The sequence below is a fragment of the Streptomyces sp. GL_148 genome, from assembly GCF_057834205.1.
Map to the genome: position 1 here is coordinate 221,828 of NZ_JBYQMC010000002.1, position 23,409 is coordinate 245,236.

Below are 23,409 nucleotides of genomic sequence, written 5' to 3' on the forward strand. Positions count from 1 at the left end.
CGTCCCATCGCGCACCTCCATGATCAAGGTGTTGCGACGACCGATTGAATCCGCCTTGACAGCCGTGATCGGCGTGATGGACCAGCCGTCCGTGCTCGGGGCTGCGGGAGGCGAGGGCGTACTCGAGTGACGCGAGGACCAGGTCGGTGTCCGCTCGCGGCACGGGTTCTTCTGCCTGCGGCGCCGACGGTAGTAGGTGGAGGGCAGGGTGTTCGTCTCCCGGAGTACCAGCTCGATTCCCAGGTGGGGGTGCTCGTCGATGAGCGCGGTCACCTGGGCCGGGTCGGGTCGAGCTGGGCCGCGAAAAACGCCGAGGCAGTGCGCAGGACCTCGTTCGCCCGGCGCAGGTCCCGGACCTCCTTCCGCAGAGCCACCAGCTCGCTGTTCTCCTCGCTGGTCAGCCGATCCCCGCGCTCACCGCGGTCGGCCTCGTCCTGGCGGATCCAGTTGCGCAGGGCCTCGTGGTGCACGCCCAGATCCCTCGCCATGTGACGGATCACCGGCTCCGGATCAGCGGCCCGATACATGGCCACCGCCGCTCACGCAACTCCAGCGGGTACTTCATCGGTGCGGACATCGTGACATCTCCCTTTCACGATCCCCATCTGACACTCCACCAGCCACTTCCGCACCCCGGGGGAATCTCACATCCCAAGAGAACACCGGCATCGGCGGGCAGGCACCGCACCCATGTCTTCACGGCCGCGAGTCGCCGCCGTCAGGCGATAGGGGGACTGACCTGATACGCAAGATGATCAACACGACTATGAATCAGCCCTGGGCCAGGAGCAGGGCCCCGGAGTGTTCCGGGAATGTCCGGTTTGATCACATGGGCGGCGGCTGGTCCTGGGCATGAAGCGAGCACGGCACCTGTGGATCATGGAGTTCTCTAGGCTTCACGATCTGCAGGGGTGCCGTGCTCGTCGCTTCATCTTCCCGTATGGCCGTCGCGCCCGTGTGCGCGCCCCTGCTGGCGCGGTCGCCGACCGAGTCGGAGCCGCCCGTCCCGGACGGCCTGCTGCAGGCCTTGGCCCAGGTGCCTGATCCACGTGATCCGCGTGGGGTGCGCTACCGGCTGGCGACGCTGCTGGCGATCGGGGTGTGCGCGATGACCAGTGCCGGCCACAACTCCCTTGTGGCGATCGGCGAGTGGGTGAGCCGCTGCGACCAGCAGGTCCTGGCCGTCCTCGGCTGTCCCTTCGACCCGATCGGCGGGCGGGTGCGGCGCCCCGACGAGAAGACCCTGCGCGACGCCTACGGCAGGGTCGACCCGGCTGAGCTGACCCGGGCCGGCTACGCACGACTGGCCGTCCTGGCCCAGCAGACAGCGGCCCAGGAACCGAGCGTGCAGAATCCAGAGGGACTGGCCGAACGCGAACCGTGCCGTGCCCACCGCTCCGCCGGCGGCGAACCCCGGCCCCGCCCGCGGCGACGGGCTCTCGCGGCCGACGGCAAGTGCCTGCGCGGGGCGAAGCGCCCAGACGGCTCCAAGGTCTACGTCTTCTCCGCGGTGCGCCACCAGGACGCGCTGACTGTCGCCGCCCGCGAGGTCGGCGCCAAGACCAACGAGATACCCGAGATCCAGCCCCTGATGGAACAGATCCCCGACGAGGAACTGGAGGATGCCGTGGTCACCCTCGACGCCCTGCACGCCCAGCGCGAGCACGCCCGCTACCTCGTTGAGGAACGCGGCGCACACTACCTGCTCAGCGTGAAGGGCAACCAGAAGAACCTCGCCCGGCAGCTCAAGGCGCTTCCCTGGAAACAGATCCCGGTCCTGCACCGCACCAGCGAACGCGGCCACGGGCGCGAGGAGATCCGCGGGGTTCAGGTCGCCAGCGTCAACGGGCTGCTGTTCCCGCACGCCCGCCAGGTCGTCCGCACCCGCCGCCGACGCCGCCCACTCGGCACGAAGAAGTGGACGGAGGAGATCGTCTACGCGGTCACCGACCTGCCCGCCGAGCAGGCGAGCGCCGACGAGATCGCGGCCTGGGCCCGCGACCACTGGACAATCGAGAACAGCGTCCACTGGGTCCGGGACGTCGTCTTCGGCGAGGACGCCCGCACCATCCGCACCCGCAACACCCCAGCCATCATGGCCACCCTCGGCGACCTCGTCCGCAGCACACTCCGCGCGGCCGGCTGGGTCAACACCGCAAGCGCCAGACGCGCCCACACCAACCCCGCCACCATCCTCCAACTCCACGGCATCACATGATCAAACCGGACACTCCCGGAACACTCCGGGGCCCTGGGGCCAGGAGGCTTGACAAACGATATTAGGAATCATCCCCACGGGGACTCCGTTCTCCTGGACCATCAAGATCCAAGTGTCTCCGGTGTCCAAAATCCGAGGTCAAGGCCCTTCTGCCCACTAGAGATTTCAAATGCACGTCCCACTAAGGGGTAGCAAATTTTTGATTCTCGTAGACGGAGGCGGGAAATGGGAAAATCTCGAATCTTCACGAATTGCATTATCATTGACATGCTCGCCCCCTTCGACCTTCTGTCGGCTTTGGCGGGGAAGCCGTCGCTGCAACACCAAACTACCTTTTTCATGGGTTGGTATGCAGGAAAGCGCCTGGCGGCCGAGGCGGATCCTGCACGCCTGAAATCTTGCGCCCCTAACGATACGAGGCAACCTTGACTGACAGAAAATGGGGAAATGGTGAACCGGTCGGCGGCGCTTTGCTTGACCCCCTCCGGATCTGACAATAGCGTTCGGTTGAAGAAGTGCAACTCCGCAGACGCGGCGCAGCGATGGAAGTTTGTTCCGGTCGACGGGGCCGTCTTCATTGTCAATACAGCAACCGGAGAGTCGCGCTTCCTCACGGCAAGCGATGATGGTTCCAGCTTCCTAGTTCAGAGCAAGCTGACTGACCAGGCCCGGTGGCTACAGGTCCCTCTCACCACGGGTAATGCACAGAAGCAAGCGGATCCGATGACGCCACCACCTCGCTGAGCGGACTTTCGTCAACCTCGTGCTCTGATGAAGAAAGCGGTCAAGGATGTTCCCTTACCTCTTGCCTCTTACCTCTGGTTCCCGGAGTAGACCCTTTGCCAGAAAACCATTGATGCGACCGGGCATTTCCCCCGATGGGTGGCACATTGGGTCGCCTCTCGGGCTTCCGACCGCCGGTGAGTCTGGACGGGCGGCGCTCAACGTTCCACAAAGCTCCACCCAGTCCAGCGGCATCTTTTGTGATGTCGCTGGATGCGCCGAGCGCGTTCGAATGCGCGTCAGCGCCGCAACCGCGGTCGGTGAACAGCCGCTGAAGTTGTGCCGAGAGCCCGCGGCGGACGTGGATGTGGGGATTCGTCTGCAGCGGAATGGGCTGGACACAGTACGCGTGTTCACGCCTCCGACGAACCCGAAACCACTCAAATGGCAGAAACCGTTCTGCATCGCGACAATTCTCCGTATACCCATCGGTAGATATGAAGGGGATCCACGGACTGTCGCGTGGCGGTACGGGGCGCCGGATGAGATCCTAATCTCCTATTCGAAGATCTACCAGAGGAGGAAGTCGTGACTGTTAGCCTGCGCTATACTCTTGCGGTGTACATTGCATCAGGTGCGGTTATCGCAGCACTAGCTCCACCACACCTCTCGTTTAGTGCGACCGTGGAAAATCCCGCCTCGTATGCCTGCACAGGATCTTACAAAGAAATAGATATTCCCCCTGGGGCCAAGCAGCTAACCGTTGACGCATACGGTGCTCAAGGCCAAATCGGAGGTGCTCCGCGGTCGGGATATCCGTATAAGAGTCCGGGGGGCATGGGCGCCTATGTTCATGCCACGTTCAAGGTTTCCTCTGGTGGGATCGTAGACCCCTCACAGAAACTCCTTGTCATGCCTGGATGCTCGCGGAACAGTAGTTACGGCTATGCAGGCGGCGGCGCTGGCGGAGCCAGCAGCGGCGCGAGCGGCCAAGGAGGTAACGGAGGGGGCGCAAGCGGGGTCGCTCTCAGCAGCGCTGTGTATTCGCCGCTTGTGGTTGCAGCTGGCGGAGGCGGTGGGGGTGGTAGCCAGCAATATGGTGGCATAGGTGGGGCAGGCGGCTCAGGTGGGGCAACAGCGGGTGCAGGCGGACAAGGCCTCGGCATCGGGGGCGGAGCCGGCGGGGCCGCAGGGGGAACGCAAGCCAGCACTAGTCAGTATGGCCAGGCAGGCGGGGTCACGGGTGGAGGAGGGGGTGGGGGCTATCAAAACTCAAGCGCAGGTGCCTACCCTGGCGGAGGCGGCGGCGGCCAGAATGGCTTCGGCGGCGGCGGAGGAGGGAGCGGAGCTTCATATCATGCGCCTTCCGCCGAGGACGTTGCTGTGACCACAGCAGACATTCCAAACGACGGCTCCATCCAGCTCACCTGGTCATACTGAACCTCTTCCAACCTGACGGGTGGTTGGATCGGGGTTCCCGGTGGTGGGCATGAAGAAAGCTCCTGGTAGACGGGTTCACGACCAAGATCACCAGTCCGCCAGGAGCTCTCGTGCTTGTCTGCCCGTCCGCCATCGATCTGTCCAGCCGCACCCTGCAGCACCTCTCCGGTCTTCTCGCAGGTCACCGCCGCCGCATTGGTTCCCGCTGGCGGCGCCTCACTTGTAGCCGGCAGGCCCTGCTCGTCCTCGCTCACCTGCGCTGCGGCGACACCTACGCCCGCCTCGCGGCGGGTTTTCGGGTTGGGATCGCGACGGTCTACCGGTACATACGCGAGGCCGTCGACCTCCTGGCCGCCCTCGCGCCCACGCTCGAACAGGCCATGCAGACCGTGCGGAAGAAGGCGTACGTGATCCTCGACGGCACCCTGCTGCCGATCGACCGCATCGCCGCCGACCGGCCGTATTACTCGGGGAAGGGGTTCCGCCGGGAATGCTGCTGGATTGAACGCTAAGGAATGATCATGATCTGGGAGGGTCTCGGTGATCACTTGGGCGCCTTGAGTGGGCTGGTCGTCGCGCCCGCCGCGATCGCGCGTATGGAGGGCCTGTAGCCCCGGTTACGCGTCGAGCTTGGGGCGGGTGGATCCGCCGCGTCCGCGCAGGGCGACGCCGGTTTCGGTGAGGATACGGTGAACGAAGCCGTAGCTGCGTGCGTGGGCTGCAGCGAGGGTGCGGATGGAGGCTCCGGCTTCGTAGGCGGTCTTGAGTTGGGCGGCGAGCGTCTCGCGCGCGGTGCCGGTGATTTTCTTGCCCTTGTCCATGGTCGTCGTCTCTCCTGCGTTTGCGCCAGCTCGGACGATGATCATCGCGCACTCGGTGGGAGGCAGGCAGCGGATCGGCGGTTTCGGGTCCTGGCGCGGTTCTCGGGGAGGGTGGCTGGGCCGCTCTATACGGCCTGGGCCGCGGAGACTTGGTGGCGGGGTTGGGGGATGTCGTTGGCGGCTGTCAGGGTGGCGAAGTCAGTGTGGGCTTGCTCGACGGCTTCGGGGTACGCCTCCCGTTTGGCGTGCTCGGCGAGTGCCCGGTAGATGCTGGCGATGGAAGGGCTCTGTCCCTTGCGTTTGCCGGTGGGGATGATCAGATCGGGCTGGATCGTCTCGACGGACTCGCCGTTCGCCCGGCGGCGGAGCACGGTGTGGAGCATGTCGTCGGTGATGACCGGTGGACGGCCTCCGTGCTTGCCCTTGCGGGCCGCGGTGTCTAGTCCTTCCAGCGTCGACTCGCGGATGTTTTCCCGCTCGGTCTCCGCCATCGCCGCGAAGAACGCGAACAGCAGCCTCCCGGGCCCGCTCGGGTCATATATCCCCGGCAGCGGTCCGGCGAGCATCTCCAGCGCCAGGCCGTGCGCGGTGAGGTGGTCGGCGAGCGCGGTCAGCTCTGCGGCGTCGCGGCCCAGTCGTTTCATCTCGTACACGGTGAGGATGACCCGGCAGTGAGGGGCGTGGGCCTTGATCTCGCGGGCGGTGGCGAGCGCGGCCTCGAATGCGGGCCTCACCTTCACCCGGGTGCTGATCTTCTCGGAGAAGATCTTGTCTCTGGGGATGCCGTGTCCGGCGAGAGCGTCGAGCTGTGACTGGAGTTCCTGGCCGAGGGTCGAGCAGCGGGCGTACCCGATGCGGATGTCGGCGCTGGGGGTGTCCGGGTCGACCGGTGCCGGGGGCGGGGTGCCGGGCCGCCACGGCTGGCCGGGGCCGCGGTCGGCGGGGGTCTGGATCCGCAGGAGCTTTGCGAGCCGGGGCACCTTCGCGAACCTGCCAGTGTGATACGTCCCTGCGACTGCGCCACCGCGCGAGCGGCACGGTGAGCCCGGCTCGGCCGCGCACCGCGGGCAGGGGTGGCGCTCGACGTCGTCCGCGTCGGTCGGGGAAGTCTCGTGAGGGTCCGTCATGGACCCCGACTCTCGCACAACGTAGTTCTCAGAAGGGGGTCCGACCCACCTTTGAGTGAGAGCGGGTTATGCGAAGTAATCCGGAGTTCGAGCTGTCTCTTCCGCCGTCGAATGATCTTGCTCTGGGAAAGGAACGTTTGTGAGAGTATGGCGGCCGCTCGCTGCCTCGTACCGCGATTGCCCCGTCTCACGAGACCTTGCCTCTGCCTCGCCTGGAGGCTTATTCACGGGGGTTCGTAGCCCGATTTCCTTGATCGTGAAGAGGGCCCTGCTCCGTAGCCTGATGTTTGCGAAGACGTCAGATCATTACCGGGGCAGGGCCGTTGAGCTGGGACGTTACGACAGGGCTGGACAAGGATCAACTGGGCGGGCTGGTGGAACAGGTCCACCGGGCGTTGGTGGAGGATCCGGACCGGACGGTGACGCCGGGGCGGATGTGGGTGCTGGGGCTGTACAAGTCGGTGGTACTGGTGCTGTTCCTGCTGCGGCAGAACCCCGTCCAGGAGGCGGCCGCGGAGCTGTTCGGGATCTCCCAGGCCACTGTCTCCAGGCGGTGGACGACGCTACTGCCGGTGGTGGAGAAGGTCCTGGCCGGACACGTCCCGGACCCCACGGAGATCTCAGCCGGCCGCCTCGTCCTGATCGACGGCACCCTGGTGACCACCTGGGACGGGGCAAGCGAGGGCACAACAATGTTCTCCGGCAAGCACAGGGACACCGGCTTCAACCTGCAGGTCGCGGCCACTTTGTCAGGGGATCTGCTCGCGGTCCCGGCGCCCGTCCCGGGCTCACGGCACGACATGCATGCCTGGCGGCAGTCCCACTTTCCCGGGACGTTCGCCAACCGGGAGGACATCGGTGACCTGGGCTACCTCGGCTCCGGGATGCTGACCGCGAGACGCAAGCCCCCAGGCCGGGAACGGCCCGCCGGAGACAAGGTCTACAACCAGAGCATCGGCAAACTCCGCGCCGCGGTCGAGCGGGCGATCGCGCACCTGAAGGACTGGAAGATCCTCGCCACCCGCTACCGCGGCGCCCTCCAAACCTTCCCCCTCATCACCAGGACCATCACCGCCCTCGCCTTCTACAAGAAGGGCTGGTGAACCCCGTGAATAGGCCTCCTGACCTTGTTCAGTTCGCATTCTGGGGACAAGGTCAGCGAGACCGTCCAGGTCGGCGCGCCGCCGTCCGGCGGCCGTGACTCTTGGAAGCGCGCCTGGCCGACAAGGTCAGCGCGTCGCCAGGCGGCGAGATCGAATGAGACGGGACACCCACCCCCGCCCGGCAGGCACGTGTCTTGGCAGGCGGCACCTGCCGGGCGGGACCGGATCAATCGATCGCCACTCGTGTGACTGACTGAGGTTCCCCCGCTGTGCGGTGGTGCTGACTAGTGCCTTAACAGGCAACGTTTGCCCTGTTGTGATGTGACGCGCCGTCCCGGTGCTGTGCCGGGCGACGCGTGGCCGTCACCCTGTCCGGGTGGCAGAACGAGTACGTGTACGCGAGATCGACGATGACGAAGGCAGACGGCTGCTTCGGATCATCCGCCGGGGAACCGGGTCGGTAGTGACCTGGCGGCGGGCCCAGATGGTCCTGCTGTCCGCCCAGGGCATGCCGGTGGCGAAGATTGCCGGGGTGACGTTCACCAGCGCGGACCGGGTCCGGGATGTGATCCACAACTTCAACGCCGACAGCTTCGTCTCCCTGTATCCGAAGTACAAGGGCGGCCGGCCCAGGACGTTCACCCTGCCCGAGCGGCGCGAGATCAAGAAGATCGCGAAGTCCAAGCCGACCGAACACGACCTGCCCTTTTCGACCTGGAGCCTGACCAAGCTGGCGGACTTTCTGGTCGCCGAGGGGGTGGTCGACGACATCAGCCACGAGGGCCTGCGCATCCTGCTCCGCGAGGAAGGCGTCTCCTTTCAACGCCTGAAGACCTGGAAGACCTCCCGCGACCCCGACTACGCGGCCAAGAAGGCCCGCGTCGAACACCTCTACGCGATCGCCGACGGCGAGGTCATACCCGAGGAGGGCGAGCCCGAAGTCGTCTTATGTATGGACGAGTTCGGGCCGCTCAACCTGATGCCCCACCCGGGCCGGCAGTGGGCCGAACGCTCCGGCAAACACAAGGACCCCGACCGCGAACCCCGCCGCAGGCGGCGGGCGACCTACAACCGCTACGGCGGAGTACGGCACCTGTTCGCCGCCCTGGACCTGGCCAAGGACAAGCTCTACGGCCACATCAAGCCGGTCAAGAAGCGCACCCAGTTCCTGGAGTTCTGCCGCTACCTGCGAACCCTCTACCCGCCCGAGGTCCGTATCGCGATCGTCTGTGACAACTTCTCCCCGCACCTGACCACGAAGAGGTGCCAGCGGGTCGGCACCTGGGCCGCGGCGAACAACGTCGAGATCGCCTACACCCCTACAAACAGCTCCTGGCTCAACCGCATAGAAGCCCAGTTCACCGCCCTGCGCTACTTCACCCTCGATGGCACCGACCACGCCTGCCACAAGGAGCAGGGCAGCATGATCCGCCGCTACATCATCTGGCGAAATCGCCACGCCGACGACCGGCGCCTACGCTCCGTCGTCGACAGCGCCAACGTCGCCTACTGTAATGGCACGGCAGTAGCTACACCTTGGACGGGATATGGACAGCCGCCATTACGGCACGTTCCACCCGAGCACGACGGGCAGCTTGTGCTCGTAACCCAGCGTGTTGATCGTCCCCGGATGCGGGTGCCCGAACTGCCGCGCGGCCGACGCGTCGAGCCCGAGCCAGCGCGCGGTGAGTATGCGTGACAGGTGGCCGTGCGCAACGACGGCCACGTCGCCCTTGTCCAGCAGCGGCCGGACCCGGCCGAGGAAAGCGTCGACCCGCACCGTCACGTGCCCGAGGTCTTCGCCGGCGTCGACGCCGTCGCGCCACAGCTCCCAGCCGGGCTTGAGTTCCTGGATTTGCTCGGCGGTCAGCCCCTCGTAGCGGCCGTAGTCCCACTCGATCAGGTCGGTGTCGGGCTCCGCGCCGCTCAGCCCGGCCAGTTCGGCGGTCCGCACGGCGCGAGTCAGCAGGCTGCTGTAGACGGCGGCGAACTCCCGTTCGGCCAGCCGAGGTGCGAGCGCACGCGCCGCGTCCTCCCCGGCCTCGGTCAGCGGCAGGTCGGTGCGGCCAGCATGCTGGCCGGTCCGGCTCCATGCGGTCTCGCCGTGCCTGATCAACACCAATTCGCCCATGGCTGAGGACCATATCTCACCTCGAACACAGGGCGAACGTTGCCTGATACGGCACTAGCTGGTCAGGGCGGGTTGACGTGGTTTCAGGTTCACTGGTTCGGTCGCTGCCTGGTCGGCGTAGTGCTTCTCCTCGTACTCGATGGGGCTGAGGTAGCCGAGTCGTGCCTGGATGCGGCGGGGGTTGTAGAAACCGTCGATGTAGTTGAAGAGTGCGAGGTTCGCCTCGGCACGTGTGGCGAAGACGCGGCCGCGGACGCACTCGGTCTTGACCAGCATCCACAAATTCTCGGCGAGGGCGTTGTCGTACGAGTCGCCGACCGAGCCCATGGATGCCTGGATACCTGTTCTGACCAGGCGTGTTGTGAGTTTCAGGGAAGTGTATTGGCAGCCGTGGTCCGCATGGTGAATGAGCTCGCCAGCGACGGGCTCGCGGGAGGCGAGGGCGTACTCGAGGGTGGTCAGGACCAGGTCGGCGTCCGCGCGGGCGGAGGTTTCCCAGGCCACGACCTTGCGGGACCCCGCGGCGGCCAGCGACCGTCCGCCCCCCTGTCCCTCCCGGCCCGTTCCGTTAGCGGGGGAAGGCACGTCGCCGCAGTCCGAGAGGTCCCATGCACTTTGACGGAGAGGGTCGGACGCCGCAGCGCGCGGACCGCGTCGGCGAGTTCGCGGTGGGCCTCGCCGGTGGTCTGCACCCGCCACAGAGGACGGCGCCGCCCGCCGGTCCTGGGCCGGGCGGGTCAGCGAGGAGCTGCCCATTGGTCGGCTCGTAGGGGATCTTGACGACGGTGAGGCCTCGGCTGCTCCGAATGGCCCCTGATACGCGTTCGGTCGGTGTATGGAAGTGAGTGGCGCGGCCGCGCGAGCTCGACTTCTGGCCAGACTCTGCCGTGACTCGATACCTGATCGGCCAGAGAAACGGCCGGGGGTCTCGTGCGCGAAAGGTGGAGCAAACTTCATGGCAGTAACCGCTGGAGTATCTCGGGGCAAGAAGCAGCCGAGGCGGGCGACGCTCAGGGCTTCGCTCCTCTGCGTCGGCATGGTCACGGCACTCGCCGTCCCGTTCGCCGGTTTCGCGACTGCCCAGCAGGCCGTGGCCGGGGCCCCGAGCGGGGACGGCAAGCAGCCTGTGCAGCGGACCGGCAACCCTGACTGCGACGACCTCATGCCGGGCGCGTTCCTGTTCGAGTTCCGACAGGATCCCCCCGTGGACGCGAACAACATCCCGCTGTCCTTCAACGGGCTGACCGGCACGCTCGATGTCGACGTCAGGAACACCTCGAGCGGGCAGGTCTTCGACTACAACTTCGACGGCGACTTCACCGCCTTCGGTGTGATCGTCAAGGGCGGCCCGAACGCCAACTTCTACGACTACCAGCCCAGCGGCAACACGGACGACACCAACCTGCACGCCCCGGTCAACCCGCAAAACAACCGCTTCTACGGCCTCAGCCACATCTCGTTCTGCATCGGCGAGGCCCCGCGTCCCGGTGCACTCAAGATCCTGAAGAAGAGCACCAAGGCGGGCAACCCCCTGGTCAGCCAGGCCGGCGCGGTGTTCTCGATTACCGGTCCCGGAGAGTACAGCGCCAGCGTGACCGACGACACGACCATGGCGGCCCCAGATGAGGACCCGACCATCGGCGAGGTCTGCGTATCCGGGCTTCAGCCCGGCACGTACACCGTCAACGAGACGACGCCTCCCCCGGGATACGGCGACGCCAGCCAGACGGACGTGACCGTGCAGGTCGTCGCCGGGACGGACTGCGGTAACCGTCCGCCCGCCGCTGCCGCCACCGCCACGTTCACCAACGACCCGCTCGCTGACGTCCTGGTGCGCGTGGACGGCCAGGAGTCGGGCGAGATCAGCTCCACCATCACGTGCAACGGCAACAGCGCCGGCCCCTCGGACCCGGTCCAGCTCAACATCAACGACCTGCCGCCGGGTGACTACAACTGCCTCCTCCACATCGACCCGTGACCTGGATCGCGTCTGCCCGGTGAGCAGCTGACCGGACGCGACCGTCAGATAAGTGGGCACTGATGAGCCACGCGGGCGGATCGAGCTGGTGAAACCAGCTCGATCCGCCCACGCCCATCGGCCATGGACGCCGCCCTTCCCTGCGTGGGGCACAGCCGGGGCAGGCTGCCGCCCGGCGCCTATTCCTCGGAGGCGGCCGGGTCGCGCAGCGGGCGCAGTGAGCCGTCGCCGTGGGAGCGGACGATCGGGTACCGGCCATGGAAATTAATATGTTCATGGACCAGCGGAGAGAGCCGGGAGCGGATCTCCGGTGAGATGGTCAGCCCGCCAGCCTCCAGCTCCTTGACGGCAGCGTCCATGTAGAGGGTGTTCCACCAGACCACCGCGTTCAGCGCCATGCCCAGCGCCCCCAGCTGATCCTCCATCCCCTCCCGGTAGGCGTGCCTGAGCTCGCCGAGCCGTCCGAAGAAGATGCTCCGGGCCAGTGCGTGGCGGCCCTCGCCGATATTCAGCTGGACACCGATCATGCGCCGGTACGCCTCGGAGTCGATGAACTGGAGCAGGTGGAGGGTCTTGAAGATCCGGCCGTAGTGCGCGAACGCGTCGCCGAGGCCCGTCATGCGGTCGCCGCTGGTCATCATCCGCAGCAGGTCGTACGCCCGCACCTTGCCGGTCGTGAGCGAGCCGGCGACGCGGAGCATGTCCTCCCAGTTCTGCCGGATCCGCTCCACCTGCACGCGCTGGCGGGAGACCGGCTGAAGCGGCCCGTAATCCTTGGACATGTCCAGCCGCCACAGCCGCGCGTCGGAGATATCGGCGATCCTCGGGGAGAACTGGTAGCCGCAGATCGCGAAGAGCCCGAAGACGAGGTCACTGTACGAACCGGTATCGGTGATGACAATCTCCGGGCGGACCGGGCCGTCGAGATTGAACATCGCGTCCAGGATGCCGAGCGAATCACGCAGCGTGCCCGGCATCACGATGCCGCCCAGGCCCATCACCCGGTCCGAGACGACGTTGAGCCAGGTCGCCCCGCGACCTGTCGAAAAATACTTCCGATTCGGCCTGGTATGTGTTGATCTGAGGGGGACGGTGAAGCGCATCCCGTCGGCGGAGGCAACGTGCCCGCCACCCCAGTCGGAGGCGAGGCCAATGTCGCTCTGCCGGGCGACCAGCAGACTGGAGGCTGCACTCACGCCGGGCAGGTTCCAGTAGCCCCAGTCCGCTGCCGTCAGCCGCGAGCGGGTCAGCGCCTTCTCACCGGGCTTGATCACCGGCTCGAACCCGATGTTCGTGGACTTGCTGACCAGGAGCGCGGTGAGCGTGAGGTCAAGATCCTGCGGCCGGGAGACCTTCCCGCCGATGTGCTCGAAAGGGTCGAACATGCCTGTACGGGCGTGGACTTCCAGCAGCAGCTCCGGATAGTCGATCCTCGGCAGCATCGCCTGCACCGCGTCGTGCACCGGCTTGAATCCGGCAGGCTCGGGCTCCGCCTCCAGACGGTCCAGGCGGATCTTCCCGTCCACGATGTCCACCGCCGCGTTGTGGGGCAGGCCCTCGGCGACATGCGCGTACATCTCGGGGTGCCGGTAAGAACCCTGTCACCAGCCGCAAACGATGGTGATCAGTCCTCTGACCTGGAGGGTCGGGGCAGTGCCGCCGTACCGGTCGTCTCGGCGAGTGCGAGGCGGCCGCCCTTCAGTTCGGGTAGGTAGTTGTAGATGGTGTTGCGGGAGACACCGAGGAGCTTTGCGATCGAGGTAACCGTGTTCTCCGGACGGGCGAGCAGATCGCGGGCGTGACGTACCTGTTCCTCGGTCATTGCCGGCGGACGGCCGAGCCGGGCACCTCGGGCGCGGGCGGCGTCCAAACCCTCATTGGTGCCCTGCACGATGAGTTCGCGGATGAACTCGGCGAGGGCCGCGAACACGTGGAAGACCAGGCGCCCTCCGGGCGTGGTCGTGTCGAGCGCCTCGTGCAGCGAGGTGAAGCCGACGCCACGCTTACGCAGGCCGGACACGATCGCAATGAGGTCCTGGAGGGAGCGGCCGAGCCGGTCCAGCGACGGGACGACGAGCGTGTCGCCCTCGCGCAGGAAGTCGAGGGCCTTCCACAGTTCCTCACGTTCGGCGTTCTTGCCGGACTTCTTGTCGGCGAAGATCCGGATGCACCCCGCTTCCGTGAGAGCGTGGATCTGCCGGTCGAGCAACTGTCCCTTGGTGGACACACGGGCGTATCCCACGAGGTCGCCGGTCCGTGCGGCCGGAACGGGGGCGAGGAGATCGGAGGTGTCGTCGTCCTGGGGTCGCTGCACCCGCCAGATCGTTCAGAAAACGGTGCGCCTCAAGTTCCTGAGCACATCGACTTTCTGACACCGTTTTATGGGCATGATCGGGCAGCCGATCCGGCCGTGTACAGCCGCTTACCGATGTTGCTCATCAATCGGTGGTTTTTTGACGTCGAACGCGAAGGAGCCCGCCACCGTGGTGGCGGACTCCTCGGCGCCAGTTGACGGACATGCCCAGGCAGTTCAGTGAGCCTTTTCCATCTTGATCAGTTGGCGAGTTCGAGGGCGACGACGGCTCGGACGACTGCGGTGATTCGGGTGGTGCTGCAGCGGAGCTTCCGCAGGAGTCGCCAGCACTTGAGGGTCGCCATGGCGCGTTCGCCGAGGCTGCGGATCTTGGCGTGGTCCCGGTTGTGACGTCGGCGCCAGCCGCGAAGGTTCTTGCCCCGGAACGGGACGCGGACGGCAGGACCCGCACCTTGGTAGGCCTTGTCCGCCCAGCACTTGACGCCGTCGGTGGCGAGAGCGGCGGGAATGCCATGGGTCCGGGCCGCGGTCAGGTCGTGAGTGGCCCCCGGCAGCGCGTCCGATGCCCAGATCAAACGCCCGGCCGGATCGGCGATGACCTGCACGTTCATGCCGTGATGCTTCTTCTTCCCCGAGTAGTACGGCCGGTCGGCGGCGATGCGGTCGATCGGCAGCACGGTGCCGTCGAGGATCACGTACGCCTTCTTCCGCACGGTCTGCATGGCCTGTTCGAGCGTGGGCGCGAGGGCGGCCAGGAGGTCGACGGCCTCGCGTATGTACCGGTAGACCGTCGCGATCCCAACCCGAAAACCCGCCGCGAGGCGGGCGTAGGTGTCGCCGCAGCGCAGGTGAGCGAGGACGAGCAGGGCCTGCCGGCTACAAGTGAGGCACCGCCAGCGGGAACCAATGCGGCGGCGGTGACCTGCGAGAAGACCGGAGAGGTGCTGCAGGGTGCGGCTGGACAGATCGATGGCGGACGGGCAGACAAGCACGAGAGCTCCTGGCGGACTGGTGATCTTGGTCGTGAACCCGTCTACCAGGAGCTTTCTTCATGCCCACCACCGGGAACCCCGATCCAACCACCCGTCAGGTTGGAAGAGGTTCAGTAGCTCTGGCCCGTCTGAGTGATTTTTGGTGGCGTGCCACATGGTTGCTGGCTGGCTGGCGGTTTCTGCATATTCTTCCATAACCCGGTTCGAGTTTTCCTTAAAGTCACGGAGACTATCTATGCGACGCTTTTCGGTTCTGGCGACGGCAAGCGCCCTGACTGCGGTCACCATGCTGTCTTCGCCCGCTCTGGCGGACGCCGTGAGTCTTCAGGACCCGCCCGGCGCCGTGGTCTTCAACAATGGCGCCGGTAACGTCACCAACATTGGGAACGGGAACAACGCGGGAGGCCGAGACAACCTGGTGGGTAGCGGTCACACTGCAGGAACTGGCCACACCACGGCACCGGCACCGGCTACTTCGCCCATCTCTTATCCGCTCTATGTCTGGATTCTTAATTGCACTGATCAGACTCTAACGTTTAGCTCCTCGGATACGACGGGGTTCGTGACTCAGCCTCCGAGTCAGATTAGCGGGCAGGCCTCCAGCACTTGCAATTTCAATGTTCCGGTTAACGGATCCTGGACTTATCAGGTAGGTAGTATTGGGGGAGATGTGCAGTACCTCGCCCCTGCGGGCGACAGCTCTGCCATGATCGAATTTGCCGCACCTAGGTCGGCCGCCGGGCAGCTTTCCGAGAACTGCATCCTCGCGGCGGGGGCAATTGCCGCAGGGTACAGCTGCACTCACAGTAATGACGGTTTCAATAACGTGTATTTCTTTCTGACTAAGACGCAGTAGCTGTGGTGAGCGGTGCCCTGGTCCAGACCGAGACTGACCGTTACCTCGGACGGGTCGCCTCGGTCACGACTCTGTGCACGCGGGGCCTCGCGCCCGTGCTCTTCCCGGCCGTCGGCATCACGGTGGCCCTGTGGGAAGCGGAGGTGTTCTTCATCGGTTGCGGCGCGATCTGCCTGCTCGCCGCATCGCTCGGCATCTTCGTCCCGGCGATCCGGCGTGCCGAACTACAGACTCCCAGTCCGCATCACCAGTCGGCCACTGATGGGGCTGAACGGTTCACACAGCCGTACGCTCGTCGGCCGATTCCTCAGGGCTGGCCGGTCTTCGAGGAACAGCTACGCTCACTGCAACAGCCTGGTGTTGCAACGACGGGTTGAACTCGCCCAATATACGTCCTTCACCCTGGCCGAGCACCTGGAGAAGGCCGGCATCGCCGCCTCGATCGGAGACGCATACGACAACGCGCTGATGGAGTCCACGATCGGCCTCTTCAAAACCGAGGTGATCAAGCCGCAACGACCCTGGCGATCCCTCGCCCAGGTCGATCTGGCATCGCGGGCGCGGAGACGAGCACGTTGCGGACCTGGTTCATCGCCTGGGTGCGGGCCTTGATTGCGCTGCGGCGGGCGATCCGCAGCACGCGTACTGCTTCGACCACGCCATCCCGGCTCTTGGGGGCACCTCACCCGCCCGGACAAGACCGCCGTCGCAGCGGCGCAGGCGTCGATCGGGTCGGACTTTCCCTTCATCCGCCTCGTCTTGCGGTCTGGGCGGCCGACGTCGATGACCATGACCCCGGCCGCGGTGAGCAACCTGGCCAGCTCTGCCCCGTAGGCGCCGGTGCCCTCCACACCGGCCGCTACGAGTTCACCGTGCGAGCGCCTCCAGTCGGGCAGGTCCCGGTAGCCACGGATGGTGGCGGGGAACTCCCGGTCGGCCTGGTGCCGGCCAACGGAGCCGGTCACGGCCGCGTGATGCAACGTGCTCGACCTCCTGGTCCAGAACCGGGGTGACAAGGCTGCGGCCAGCAGGTTCTTCCGCCGGCTCCTCACCACCACCGGGCAGTGCCAGAGTGATCGTCACCGACAAGCTCCGCTCCCCCGAATGCCGGATCCCCAGGCTGCGTGCACAGTGGGTGGAAGTGGGATGACCGAAGCGCTGTCGCACAGGCGGCCAGAAAGGGGAAGACGATGGTGCCTGACGCCCCGATGCAACTCGGCATGGTCGGACTGGGACGGATGGGCGCCAACCTCGTGCGCCGCCTAGTGCGTGACGGGCACCGCCTCGTCGTCAATGACGTGTCCTCCGACGCCGTACGCGCCCTCGAAAAGGAGGGGGCGACCCCCGCGTACTCCCTCCAGGAGCTGGTTGCGCGGCTCGAACCACCCCGTGCCATCTGGCTGATGCTCCCGGCCGGCGTCGTCCAGCCGACCCTCGACGAACTGGCCGGACTGCTGGACCGGGACGACACGGTGATCGACGGCGGCAACTCTTACTACCGTGACGACATCAGCCGGGCCCGGGACCTGGCCGCGCGCGGCATCCACTACGTCGACTGCGGGACCTCTGGCGGGGTCTGGGGCCTCGACCGCGGCTACTGCCTCATGATCGGTGGCGAGCCGGACGTGGTGCGCAGGCTCGACCCGGTCTTCCGGACCATCTCGCCCGGCACCGGCACAACCGAGCCCACCCCTGGCCGCACCCGCACCGACGGGACCGCGCCGCACGGCTACCTCCACTGCGGGCCGAGCGGGGCCGGACACTTCGTAAAGATGGTCCACAACGGCGTGGAGTACGGGATGATGGCCGCCATCGCCGAGGGGCTCGGCATCATCGCGCATGCCGACGCGGGCCTGCACGCCCGTTCCGCCGACGCCGAGACCGCGCCGCTGTCCGACCCGGAGGCCTACAGGTACGAGATCGACGTGGCCGAGGTCGCCGAGGTGTGGCGGCGCGGCTCGGTCGTCGGCTCTTGGCTGGTCGACCTCACCGCGGACGCGCTGGCCCGTTCCCCGAAGCTGGACGACTTCGCAGGCCGGGTGTCAGATTCCGGCGAGGGGCGCTGGACCGTACTGGCGGCGATCGAGGAGAGCGTGCCGGCTCCGGTGATCAGCGCCTCCCTCTACCAGCGCTACGAATCCCGCGGGCTGGGCGAGTTCACAGCGAAGGTGCTGTCCGCGATGCGCAGCGAGTTCGGTGGCCACGCTGAGAAGCAGCCGGCCACGGAGCGGTGAGGGCCCGCGCTATGAACACGTCCGGTGCTGCCGAGAACACGTCCGACGATGCGCCTGCCCGCCCTGCCCGCCCCGACGACCACGTCTTCGTGTTGGTCGGCGCCACCGGCGACCTAGCCAGGCGCAAGCTGCTGCCGGGCCTGTTCCACCTCGCCAAGACGGGGCTGATGCCGTCCCGCTTCCGTGTTGTCGGCACCACGCCGGCCTCCGCGGCGCTGAGCGACGAAGAGTTCCGCGCGCACGCTCGACAGGCCGTGGCGGAGTTCGGGCGTACGACGCCCGAGGGGCCGGAGTGGCAGGAGTTCGCGGGCGCCCTGTCCTTCGGCGCGGCGGACCCGGAGGCACCGGAGCCGCTGGTGGAGGCGGTGCGGGCGGCTGAGCAAGCCCTCGGCGGCACGCCGTGCCGACTCTTCCACCTCGCCGTCCCACCCGTCGCGTTCCCCTCCGTCGTCGGCATGCTCGGCGCCACGGGCCTCGCCCGGGACGCGCGGGTCATCGTCGAGAAGCCCTTCGGCACCAACCTGGCGTCCGCGCGGGCGCTCAACGCGACCATCCACGCGGTCTTCGACGAGTCCCGGGTGTTCCGCATCGACCACTTCCTCGGCAAGGAGGCTGTGGACAACATCCTCGCGCTGCGGTTCGCCAACGGTCTCTTCGAGCCCATCTGGAACCGCGAGCACATCAGCCACGTACAAATCGACGTGCCCGAGAAGATCGACATTCAGGGCCGCGCCCAGTTCTTTGAGGGCACCGGCACCTTTCGGGACATGGTCGTCACCCACCTCTTCCAACTCCTGGGCTTCGTCGCCATGGAACCGCCGGTGGCCCTGGAAGCGCAGGCACTGCGCGACGAGCAGGTGAAGGTCTTCCGCAGTATGCGGCCGCTGGACCCGGCGGACGTTGTCCGCGGCCAGTACACCGGCTACCGGGACGAGCCCGGGGTCGACCCGGCCTCGGACACCGAGACGTTCGTCGCACTGCGCGTCGGCATCGACAACTGGCGCTGGTCCGGGGTCCCGTTCGAGCTGCGCACCGGCAAGGCGCTGGCCGAGGGCCGGCACCAGGTCACCCTCGGCCTGCGCGAGCCGGTGCTGCGGATGTTCCCCCTCGACGCAAGGGCGTCGGCCGACGGGCGGGGCAACGCCCTCGTCATCGACTTCGCCGACCCGGGCACCCTCACCACCCGCATCCTCGTCAAGGAGCCGGGCGTCGCGATGCGGCTGGCGGAGGCGGAGATGGTCTTCGGCTACGGCACCTCCTTCGCCGCTGAGAACTCCCTGGAGGGGTACGAGCACCTCATCCTCGAGGCCATGTACGGCAACCAGTCCCTCTTCACCCGGTCGGACGGCATCGAGCGCCTGTGGGAGCTGTCCGCACCGCTGTTGGAAGCGCCGCCGCCGGTTCGGCCGTACACCCGGGGGAGCTGGGGCCCCAACGGCATCGACACGCTTGTGGCACCGCACCGCTGGTACCTGCCCGAAATACGGAACAGACACGAAGGGCCGTGACGGAATGCTGGGGCTCCCGGGCCACGTCAGCACCTGCCTGTTCGACCTCGACGGCGTGCTCACCCGGACCGCGAAGGTCCACGCGGCCGTCTGGAAGCAGATGTACGACGACTACCTGCGGGAGCGCGACGACTCGGCGTTCGTCCCGTTCGTCCCGTTCGACCGTACGGGACTACGACGAGTACGTGGACGTCGGCCAGGACGGCGTACGCACCTTCCTGGCCTGCCGGGGCATTACGCTGCCCGAGGGCACCCCGGACGACGACGCCGACCAGGAGACGACGAACGGACTGGGCACCCGCAAGAGCACGCTGGTGCTGCGCATGGAGCAGGGCGTCGAGGCGTACGACGGATCCGTGGCGTACGTCCGAGCCGCCCGGGACGCGGGCCTGCGTCGGGTATTGGTGTCGTCCAGCGCCAACTGCCGCGACGTGCTGGTAGACGGGCTGGCCCTCGCCGAGCAGGGGCTTTCCGGCAGGTCCGCCCCTGACAGGTACCTGGACGCCCGCCTTCGGTACCGGCCTGTGGAGCGAGGCCGTGTTCGAGGGCGTCCTGGCCGGCGCGGCCGCCGGGCGGACGGGCGGCTTCGTCGTCGGCGTGGACTGCTCCGGGCAGGCGGACGCGTTGCGCGAGCACGGGGCCGACGTCGCCGTCACCGACCACTGCGAACTCTTGGACCGCCGATGATCCCGCACTCGTCCTTCGCCACCGGGCCGTGGCAGCTCCGGGAGACCCTCCTCGACCTGGAGGTCCTAGCCCAGAGCGAATCCGTGTTCGCCCTGCCGAACGGCCACCTCGGCTGGCGATGCAACCTCGACGAGGGCGAGCCGCACGGCCTGCCGGGCAGCTACCTGAACGGCGCCCACGCCCCACCTGCTCCGCTACGCCGGGGGCGGCTACGGGTACCCGGAGTCGGGACAGACGACCATCAACGTCACCGACGGCAAGATCATCAGGCTGCTCGTCGACGACCACCCCTTCGGCCTACGCTACGGGCAGCTGCACGCCCACGAGCGCGTCTTGGACTTCCATACCGGCGTCCTGAGCCTGAGACCCGGCCCGACCCGGCACTCCACCTCCCTGTGCCGGGCGGGGGCCGCCACACCCCCCTTCGGGAGCACCTCTGCTGATCAGCCCATATGTCTTCCTCGCGACCGAGTAGGACATCGAGCCGGCCAACCTCGAGCCCGCGAGGTGCCTTGCACTGGAACCATGCCGGCGATGGTGTCCACCACATCGGTGAACAGGTGCGGGGAGCAGTTGTGGCAGGCCGCGACCCGCGTCCACGACGCTTGGTTATCCCCCGCGGGTGCGGGGAGCAGGCTTGCTGACCTGCCACTTTTACAGTAGGTGGGCGTTATGGCATTCTGAAGCACTTTCACCGAAACCGCCATATCCGGCACCTCGCGGCGCCGGAACGAGATCGGCCACCGATCCAGGATCCGCTGCTCAGTACGCAGGGGGGCCACGTCTTGGCCGCAGTCAGGGACCTGTGCCGGGTGGGGCTGGTCACCCCGGCGACCCGGGGCAGTCGCTTGGCGGCCCGGCTGGATCCCCATGGGTACGCCTCCGCCGCGACTGTTGCGAGCCGGTCCGTTTCAAGGCCAAGGGGTGGCTCTTGTGAGCTTGTTCCGCTTTGACGGACACCTTTGGTGTGGTGGTCAGGCGGCGAGGTCGGTCTCGTATTCGGCGGGACTGCGGTAGCCGAGGCTGCTGTGGAGCCGGTGCAAGTTGTACCAGCTCTCGATCCACTCGAATATCGCGATGCGTGCGGCAGCCCGGCTCGGCCAGGGGTTGGTGTCACCCCCAGCTCGTTCTTCAGGGTCGAGAAGAACGATTCCGCGAGCGCGTTGTCCCAGCATTGCCCTGTGCGTCCGACCGACAGGCGGATGCCGAACTCATGTGCCAGGACGGCGAGTTCACGGCTGGTGTATTGACAGCCGCGGTCGGAGTGGAAGATCACTGGACCGGTCGGCCGACGGGTTCGGCAGGCGGTCCGCAGTGCGTTGGCGACGAGCTCGGTTCGCAGGTGGTCGGCTGTCGCCCAGCCGACGACGTGGCGTGAGGCGATGTCGATCACGGTGGCCAGATAGACACGGCAGCTGTAGTTCGTGAGGCATTGGACGTCGTCGCTGGTCAGCGTGGCGGGTGGGTGCCTGCGGGCAGAGGTGCGGCCACCTGCATCGTGATCGTTTGTGAAGACGAATCAAGAGGCGGTGGCCGCGCAGGCCACGGTAGTACACGCCCTGTGGGGCGAGTCCTTCGAGGCCTTGATGGGCCGGGTCGCGGGCTGTTTCCCACGCCGGGAGACGCGGCTGACCTGCCGGAACATGGTTCAGGGGCTACTGATGGTCAAGGACTCGGCGAACTGCTGGTCGCTGGCCGAGGCCATCGGCCACACCGGTCCGCACGTTCTGCAGCATTTCCTCTCCCGTGCCCGCTTCGACACCGAGGCGATACGTCGGTCGGCCGCGGCATGGACGGTGGAGCAACTCGGCTCCATGGACGTGATGCTTGTGGTGGACGAGACGGGCGACGAGAAGTCCTCCTCCGACGCGGTCGGTGCGGCCCGGCAGTACTCCGGCGCGCTGGGAGGGATCGGGTTGTGTCAGGTCGCGGTGCATCTGTCCTACGTGAGCGCCGACGGACACGCGCTGATCGGCCACCGTCTCTACCTCGGCGAGGCATGGGCTGGCGACGACGAGCGCCGTGAACTTACCGGGGTGCCCGACGAGACGGTGTTCGCCACCAAGCCGCAGCTGGCCGGCGACATGCTCAAGGACGCGTATGCCTCGGGCGTGCGCACCGCGTGGGTGGCCGCCGACGAGGTCTATGGCGGACGCGAGTTGCGCGAGGGGATCCGTAGCCTGGGCTACGGCTACGCGATCGCTGTGCCCACGAGCCACCGAGTCACCACACCGGGCGGGAAAGCCAAGGTCACCGACCTGCTGGAGCGGGTCCCCAAGAAGGCCTGGATGCGGTTGAAGACCGGCAACGGCACAAAGGGTGAGCGGCTCTACGACTGGGCGGTGATCGACGTGAACGCCGACGACACCCGCCCGGCCAGGCCGCCGGACACAGCCACGTCCTGGTCCGCCGCCACCGCCGCACCGGCACCCTCTCCTTCTACCGCACCTGGCACCCCGACCCGCAGCCGACATCCGTGCTGGTCAGCGCGGTCTGCCGCCGCTGGCGCGTCGAGGAGGACTTCCAGGGAGCCAAGGGCCTGGCCCACCTCGACACCGGCCAGGTCACCTCCTGGACCTCCTGGCATCGCTGGAGCCTGATGAGCGTCCTCGCCTACGCCCTCCTGGCCATCGGCGCCCTCCACGAGAGGCAACGGGCCAACCCCGAGACCGACGAGACTGATGCCGACAGGGCGATGGGGCCCGTCAGCCCGCGTGAACTCCTCGCCTTGCTCCGGGCCTTCGCCCTGCCCCGACCCCGCCAGGACACCGACCCCGCCCACGCCCTGCACTGGTCGCGACGGAGCCGTCCATCACCAGCATCGCGCAACAGCCTGCCACCGCCGCTGGAACGACATCACCGCACCAGCCACCACATGACCAGGAACCTCACCCGTCACGAACTACAGCTGCCGTGATAGAGCCAGTCCTCGCTCGTGGTGATATAGGTGATGTCCCCGCACCAGCGGGTGTCGAGGGCCGAGAAATCGGGCTGGAAGTCACGGAGAACCAGGTCAGGTCGGGTGGACGCATGTGGGTCGGGAATGGTGGTGCGGTGCCGGCGTCGTCGGTGCCTGCCGGTCAGGCCGGCCTGCTTCATCAGCCGTGCGACCCGGCGGCGTCCGCAGCCGGCGCCCTCGCGCTTGAGGGCGTGAACGCGCGGGGCACCGTAGGTGCCGCGGGACTGCTGGTGAACAGCCGTGATCTGTTCGGTCAGCCCGGCGTCCCGCACCGCCCGGAGGCCAGGGGTGCCAGTGCGGCGGGCGTAGTAGGCGGGT

General features: G+C 67.0%; 18 protein-coding genes and 7 pseudogenes. 13 read left to right on the plus strand and 12 right to left on the minus strand.

The window, feature by feature from the left end; genetic code table 11:
- Nucleotides 1-269: 269 nt before the first annotated feature.
- Complete coding sequence (locus tag AC3IYI_RS40505) at nt 270-527, minus strand: transposase (protein ID WP_489412261.1); 258 nt, start codon at nt 525-527, stop codon at nt 270-272.
- A 413-nt stretch (nt 528-940) separates the two neighbouring features.
- On the opposite strand from AC3IYI_RS40505, the gene AC3IYI_RS40510 reads away from it, so the two are divergent.
- Together AC3IYI_RS40510 and AC3IYI_RS40515 are read left to right on the plus strand one after the other, a co-directional pair.
- A complete protein-coding gene (locus AC3IYI_RS40510) occupies nt 941-2,218 on the plus strand; it encodes an ISAs1 family transposase (RefSeq protein ID WP_489412070.1) in 1,278 nt (425 codons plus the stop codon).
- Between the two features lie 2,273 nt (nt 2,219-4,491).
- Nucleotides 4,492-4,857 (plus strand): annotated as a pseudogene (locus AC3IYI_RS40515) (helix-turn-helix domain-containing protein); the annotation flags it as partial.
- A 141-nt stretch (nt 4,858-4,998) separates the two neighbouring features.
- Here the strand turns inward: AC3IYI_RS40515 and AC3IYI_RS40520 are convergent.
- Nucleotides 4,999-5,202 carry a helix-turn-helix domain-containing protein gene (locus AC3IYI_RS40520; RefSeq protein ID WP_489412071.1) on the minus strand — a complete coding sequence of 68 codons (204 nt, stop codon included), beginning with the start codon at nt 5,200-5,202 and terminating at the stop codon, nt 4,999-5,001.
- 125 nt (nt 5,203-5,327) lie between these two features.
- On the minus strand, nt 5,328-6,329 hold the full coding sequence (locus AC3IYI_RS40525) for a recombinase family protein (protein ID WP_489412072.1): 1,002 nt from the start codon (nt 6,327-6,329) through the stop codon (nt 5,328-5,330).
- Between the two features lie 323 nt (nt 6,330-6,652).
- Here AC3IYI_RS40525 and AC3IYI_RS40530 point away from each other — a divergent pair, with 323 nt between their 5' ends.
- Nucleotides 6,653-7,432: a transposase family protein gene (locus AC3IYI_RS40530; protein WP_489412073.1), complete on the plus strand. Its 780-nt coding sequence runs from the start codon at nt 6,653-6,655 to the stop codon at nt 7,430-7,432.
- A 376-nt stretch (nt 7,433-7,808) separates the two neighbouring features.
- A pseudogene (locus AC3IYI_RS40535) lies at nt 7,809-8,939 on the plus strand (IS630 family transposase); the annotation flags it as partial.
- Nucleotides 8,940-8,993: 54 nt separating this feature from the next.
- Here the strand turns inward: AC3IYI_RS40535 and AC3IYI_RS40540 are convergent.
- Together AC3IYI_RS40540 and AC3IYI_RS40545 are read right to left on the minus strand one after the other, a co-directional pair.
- The gene (locus AC3IYI_RS40540) at nt 8,994-9,563 is read right to left on the minus strand and encodes a histidine phosphatase family protein (protein WP_489406380.1); all 570 of its coding nucleotides are present in this window, start codon (nt 9,561-9,563) and stop codon (nt 8,994-8,996) included.
- Nucleotides 9,564-9,617: 54 nt separating this feature from the next.
- Nucleotides 9,618-10,067, minus strand: a complete 450-nt coding sequence (locus tag AC3IYI_RS40545; RefSeq protein WP_489412074.1) for a transposase — start codon at nt 10,065-10,067, stop codon at nt 9,618-9,620.
- Between the two features lie 451 nt (nt 10,068-10,518).
- Between AC3IYI_RS40545 and AC3IYI_RS40550 the strand changes: the two genes are divergently transcribed.
- Complete coding sequence (locus tag AC3IYI_RS40550) at nt 10,519-11,541, plus strand: SpaA isopeptide-forming pilin-related protein (RefSeq protein WP_489412075.1); 1,023 nt, start codon at nt 10,519-10,521, stop codon at nt 11,539-11,541.
- A gap of 179 nt (nt 11,542-11,720) precedes the next feature.
- On the opposite strand, the gene AC3IYI_RS40555 is transcribed toward AC3IYI_RS40550, so the two are convergent.
- From AC3IYI_RS40555 to AC3IYI_RS40565, 3 genes are all read right to left on the minus strand, one after another.
- On the minus strand, nt 11,721-13,118 hold the full coding sequence (locus AC3IYI_RS40555) for a Tn3 family transposase (RefSeq protein WP_489412076.1): 1,398 nt from the start codon (nt 13,116-13,118) through the stop codon (nt 11,721-11,723).
- A gap of 47 nt (nt 13,119-13,165) precedes the next feature.
- On the minus strand, nt 13,166-13,855 hold the full coding sequence (locus AC3IYI_RS40560; protein WP_489412077.1) for a recombinase family protein: 690 nt from the start codon (nt 13,853-13,855) through the stop codon (nt 13,166-13,168).
- A 239-nt stretch (nt 13,856-14,094) separates the two neighbouring features.
- Nucleotides 14,095-14,847, minus strand: coding sequence for a transposase family protein (locus AC3IYI_RS40565; RefSeq protein ID WP_489412078.1), 753 nt, complete (start codon nt 14,845-14,847; stop codon nt 14,095-14,097).
- Nucleotides 14,848-15,708: 861 nt separating this feature from the next.
- Between AC3IYI_RS40565 and AC3IYI_RS40570 the strand changes: the two genes are divergently transcribed.
- Nucleotides 15,709-16,080 carry a hypothetical protein gene (locus AC3IYI_RS40570; RefSeq protein WP_489412079.1) on the plus strand — a complete coding sequence of 124 codons (372 nt, stop codon included), beginning with the start codon at nt 15,709-15,711 and terminating at the stop codon, nt 16,078-16,080.
- 149 nt (nt 16,081-16,229) lie between these two features.
- Here AC3IYI_RS40570 and AC3IYI_RS40575 read toward each other — a convergent pair.
- Nucleotides 16,230-16,731 (minus strand): annotated as a pseudogene (locus AC3IYI_RS40575) (IS110 family transposase); the annotation flags it as partial.
- On the opposite strand from AC3IYI_RS40575, the pseudogene AC3IYI_RS40580 reads away from it, so the two are divergent.
- From AC3IYI_RS40580 to AC3IYI_RS40600, 5 genes and pseudogenes are all read left to right on the plus strand, one after another.
- Nucleotides 16,682-16,802, plus strand: a pseudogene (locus tag AC3IYI_RS40580) (DDE-type integrase/transposase/recombinase); the annotation flags it as partial. The pseudogenes AC3IYI_RS40575 and AC3IYI_RS40580 overlap by 50 nt on opposite strands.
- 109 nt (nt 16,803-16,911) lie before the next feature.
- Nucleotides 16,912-17,937 carry a phosphogluconate dehydrogenase (NAD(+)-dependent, decarboxylating) gene (gnd, locus tag AC3IYI_RS40585; RefSeq protein WP_489412262.1) on the plus strand — a complete coding sequence of 342 codons (1,026 nt, stop codon included), beginning with the start codon at nt 16,912-16,914 and terminating at the stop codon, nt 17,935-17,937.
- Between the two features lie 11 nt (nt 17,938-17,948).
- Nucleotides 17,949-19,445, plus strand: a complete 1,497-nt coding sequence (zwf, locus tag AC3IYI_RS40590) for a glucose-6-phosphate dehydrogenase (RefSeq protein WP_489412080.1) — start codon at nt 17,949-17,951, stop codon at nt 19,443-19,445.
- A 4-nt stretch (nt 19,446-19,449) separates the two neighbouring features.
- Nucleotides 19,450-20,132, plus strand: a pseudogene (locus tag AC3IYI_RS40595) (HAD family hydrolase).
- Nucleotides 20,129-20,489 (plus strand): annotated as a pseudogene (locus tag AC3IYI_RS40600) (family 65 glycosyl hydrolase); the annotation flags it as partial. The pseudogenes AC3IYI_RS40595 and AC3IYI_RS40600, both read left to right, overlap by 4 nt.
- A gap of 617 nt (nt 20,490-21,106) precedes the next feature.
- Here AC3IYI_RS40600 and AC3IYI_RS40605 read toward each other — a convergent pair.
- Nucleotides 21,107-21,307: an integrase core domain-containing protein gene (locus tag AC3IYI_RS40605; protein WP_489412081.1), complete on the minus strand. Its 201-nt coding sequence runs from the start codon at nt 21,305-21,307 to the stop codon at nt 21,107-21,109.
- Between the two features lie 8 nt (nt 21,308-21,315).
- Nucleotides 21,316-21,585 (minus strand): annotated as a pseudogene (locus AC3IYI_RS40610) (transposase); the annotation flags it as partial.
- A 55-nt stretch (nt 21,586-21,640) separates the two neighbouring features.
- On the opposite strand from AC3IYI_RS40610, the gene AC3IYI_RS40615 reads away from it, so the two are divergent.
- On the plus strand, nt 21,641-22,732 hold the full coding sequence (locus AC3IYI_RS40615) for an IS701 family transposase (RefSeq protein ID WP_489412082.1): 1,092 nt from the start codon (nt 21,641-21,643) through the stop codon (nt 22,730-22,732).
- Nucleotides 22,732-23,049 carry a hypothetical protein gene (locus AC3IYI_RS40620; protein ID WP_489412083.1) on the plus strand — a complete coding sequence of 106 codons (318 nt, stop codon included), beginning with the start codon at nt 22,732-22,734 and terminating at the stop codon, nt 23,047-23,049. Before AC3IYI_RS40615 ends, AC3IYI_RS40620 begins: the two co-directional genes overlap by 1 nt.
- On the opposite strand, the gene AC3IYI_RS40625 is transcribed toward AC3IYI_RS40620, so the two are convergent.
- Entirely contained in the window at nt 23,028-23,363 is a 336-nt protein-coding gene (locus AC3IYI_RS40625) for an IS3 family transposase (RefSeq protein ID WP_489412084.1), read from the minus strand. The genes AC3IYI_RS40620 and AC3IYI_RS40625 overlap by 22 nt on opposite strands.
- Between the last annotated feature and the right edge of the window lie 46 nt (nt 23,364-23,409).

What these genes read in the sequence shown, in the direction of transcription:
- AC3IYI_RS40540 (WP_489406380.1), bottom strand. Translation starts at nt 9,563, where the DNA reads ATGGGCGAATTGGTGTTGATCAGGCACGGCGAGACCGCATGGAGCCGG.
- zwf (WP_489412080.1), top strand. Translation starts at nt 17,949, where the DNA reads ATGAACACGTCCGGTGCTGCCGAGAACACGTCCGACGATGCGCCTGCC.
- AC3IYI_RS40605 (WP_489412081.1), bottom strand. Translation starts at nt 21,307, where the DNA reads ATGCTGGGACAACGCGCTCGCGGAATCGTTCTTCTCGACCCTGAAGAA.
- AC3IYI_RS40520 (WP_489412071.1), bottom strand. Translation starts at nt 5,202, where the DNA reads ATGGACAAGGGCAAGAAAATCACCGGCACCGCGCGCGAGACGCTCGCC.
- gnd (WP_489412262.1), top strand. Translation starts at nt 16,912, where the DNA reads ATGCAACTCGGCATGGTCGGACTGGGACGGATGGGCGCCAACCTCGTG.
- AC3IYI_RS40620 (WP_489412083.1), top strand. Translation starts at nt 22,732, where the DNA reads ATGAGCGTCCTCGCCTACGCCCTCCTGGCCATCGGCGCCCTCCACGAG.
- AC3IYI_RS40550 (WP_489412075.1), top strand. Translation starts at nt 10,519, where the DNA reads ATGGCAGTAACCGCTGGAGTATCTCGGGGCAAGAAGCAGCCGAGGCGG.
- AC3IYI_RS40510 (WP_489412070.1), top strand. Translation starts at nt 941, where the DNA reads ATGGCCGTCGCGCCCGTGTGCGCGCCCCTGCTGGCGCGGTCGCCGACC.
- AC3IYI_RS40525 (WP_489412072.1), bottom strand. Translation starts at nt 6,329, where the DNA reads ATGACGGACCCTCACGAGACTTCCCCGACCGACGCGGACGACGTCGAG.
- AC3IYI_RS40505 (WP_489412261.1), bottom strand. Translation starts at nt 527, where the DNA reads ATGTATCGGGCCGCTGATCCGGAGCCGGTGATCCGTCACATGGCGAGG.
- AC3IYI_RS40555 (WP_489412076.1), bottom strand. Translation starts at nt 13,118, where the DNA reads ATGTACGCGCATGTCGCCGAGGGCCTGCCCCACAACGCGGCGGTGGAC.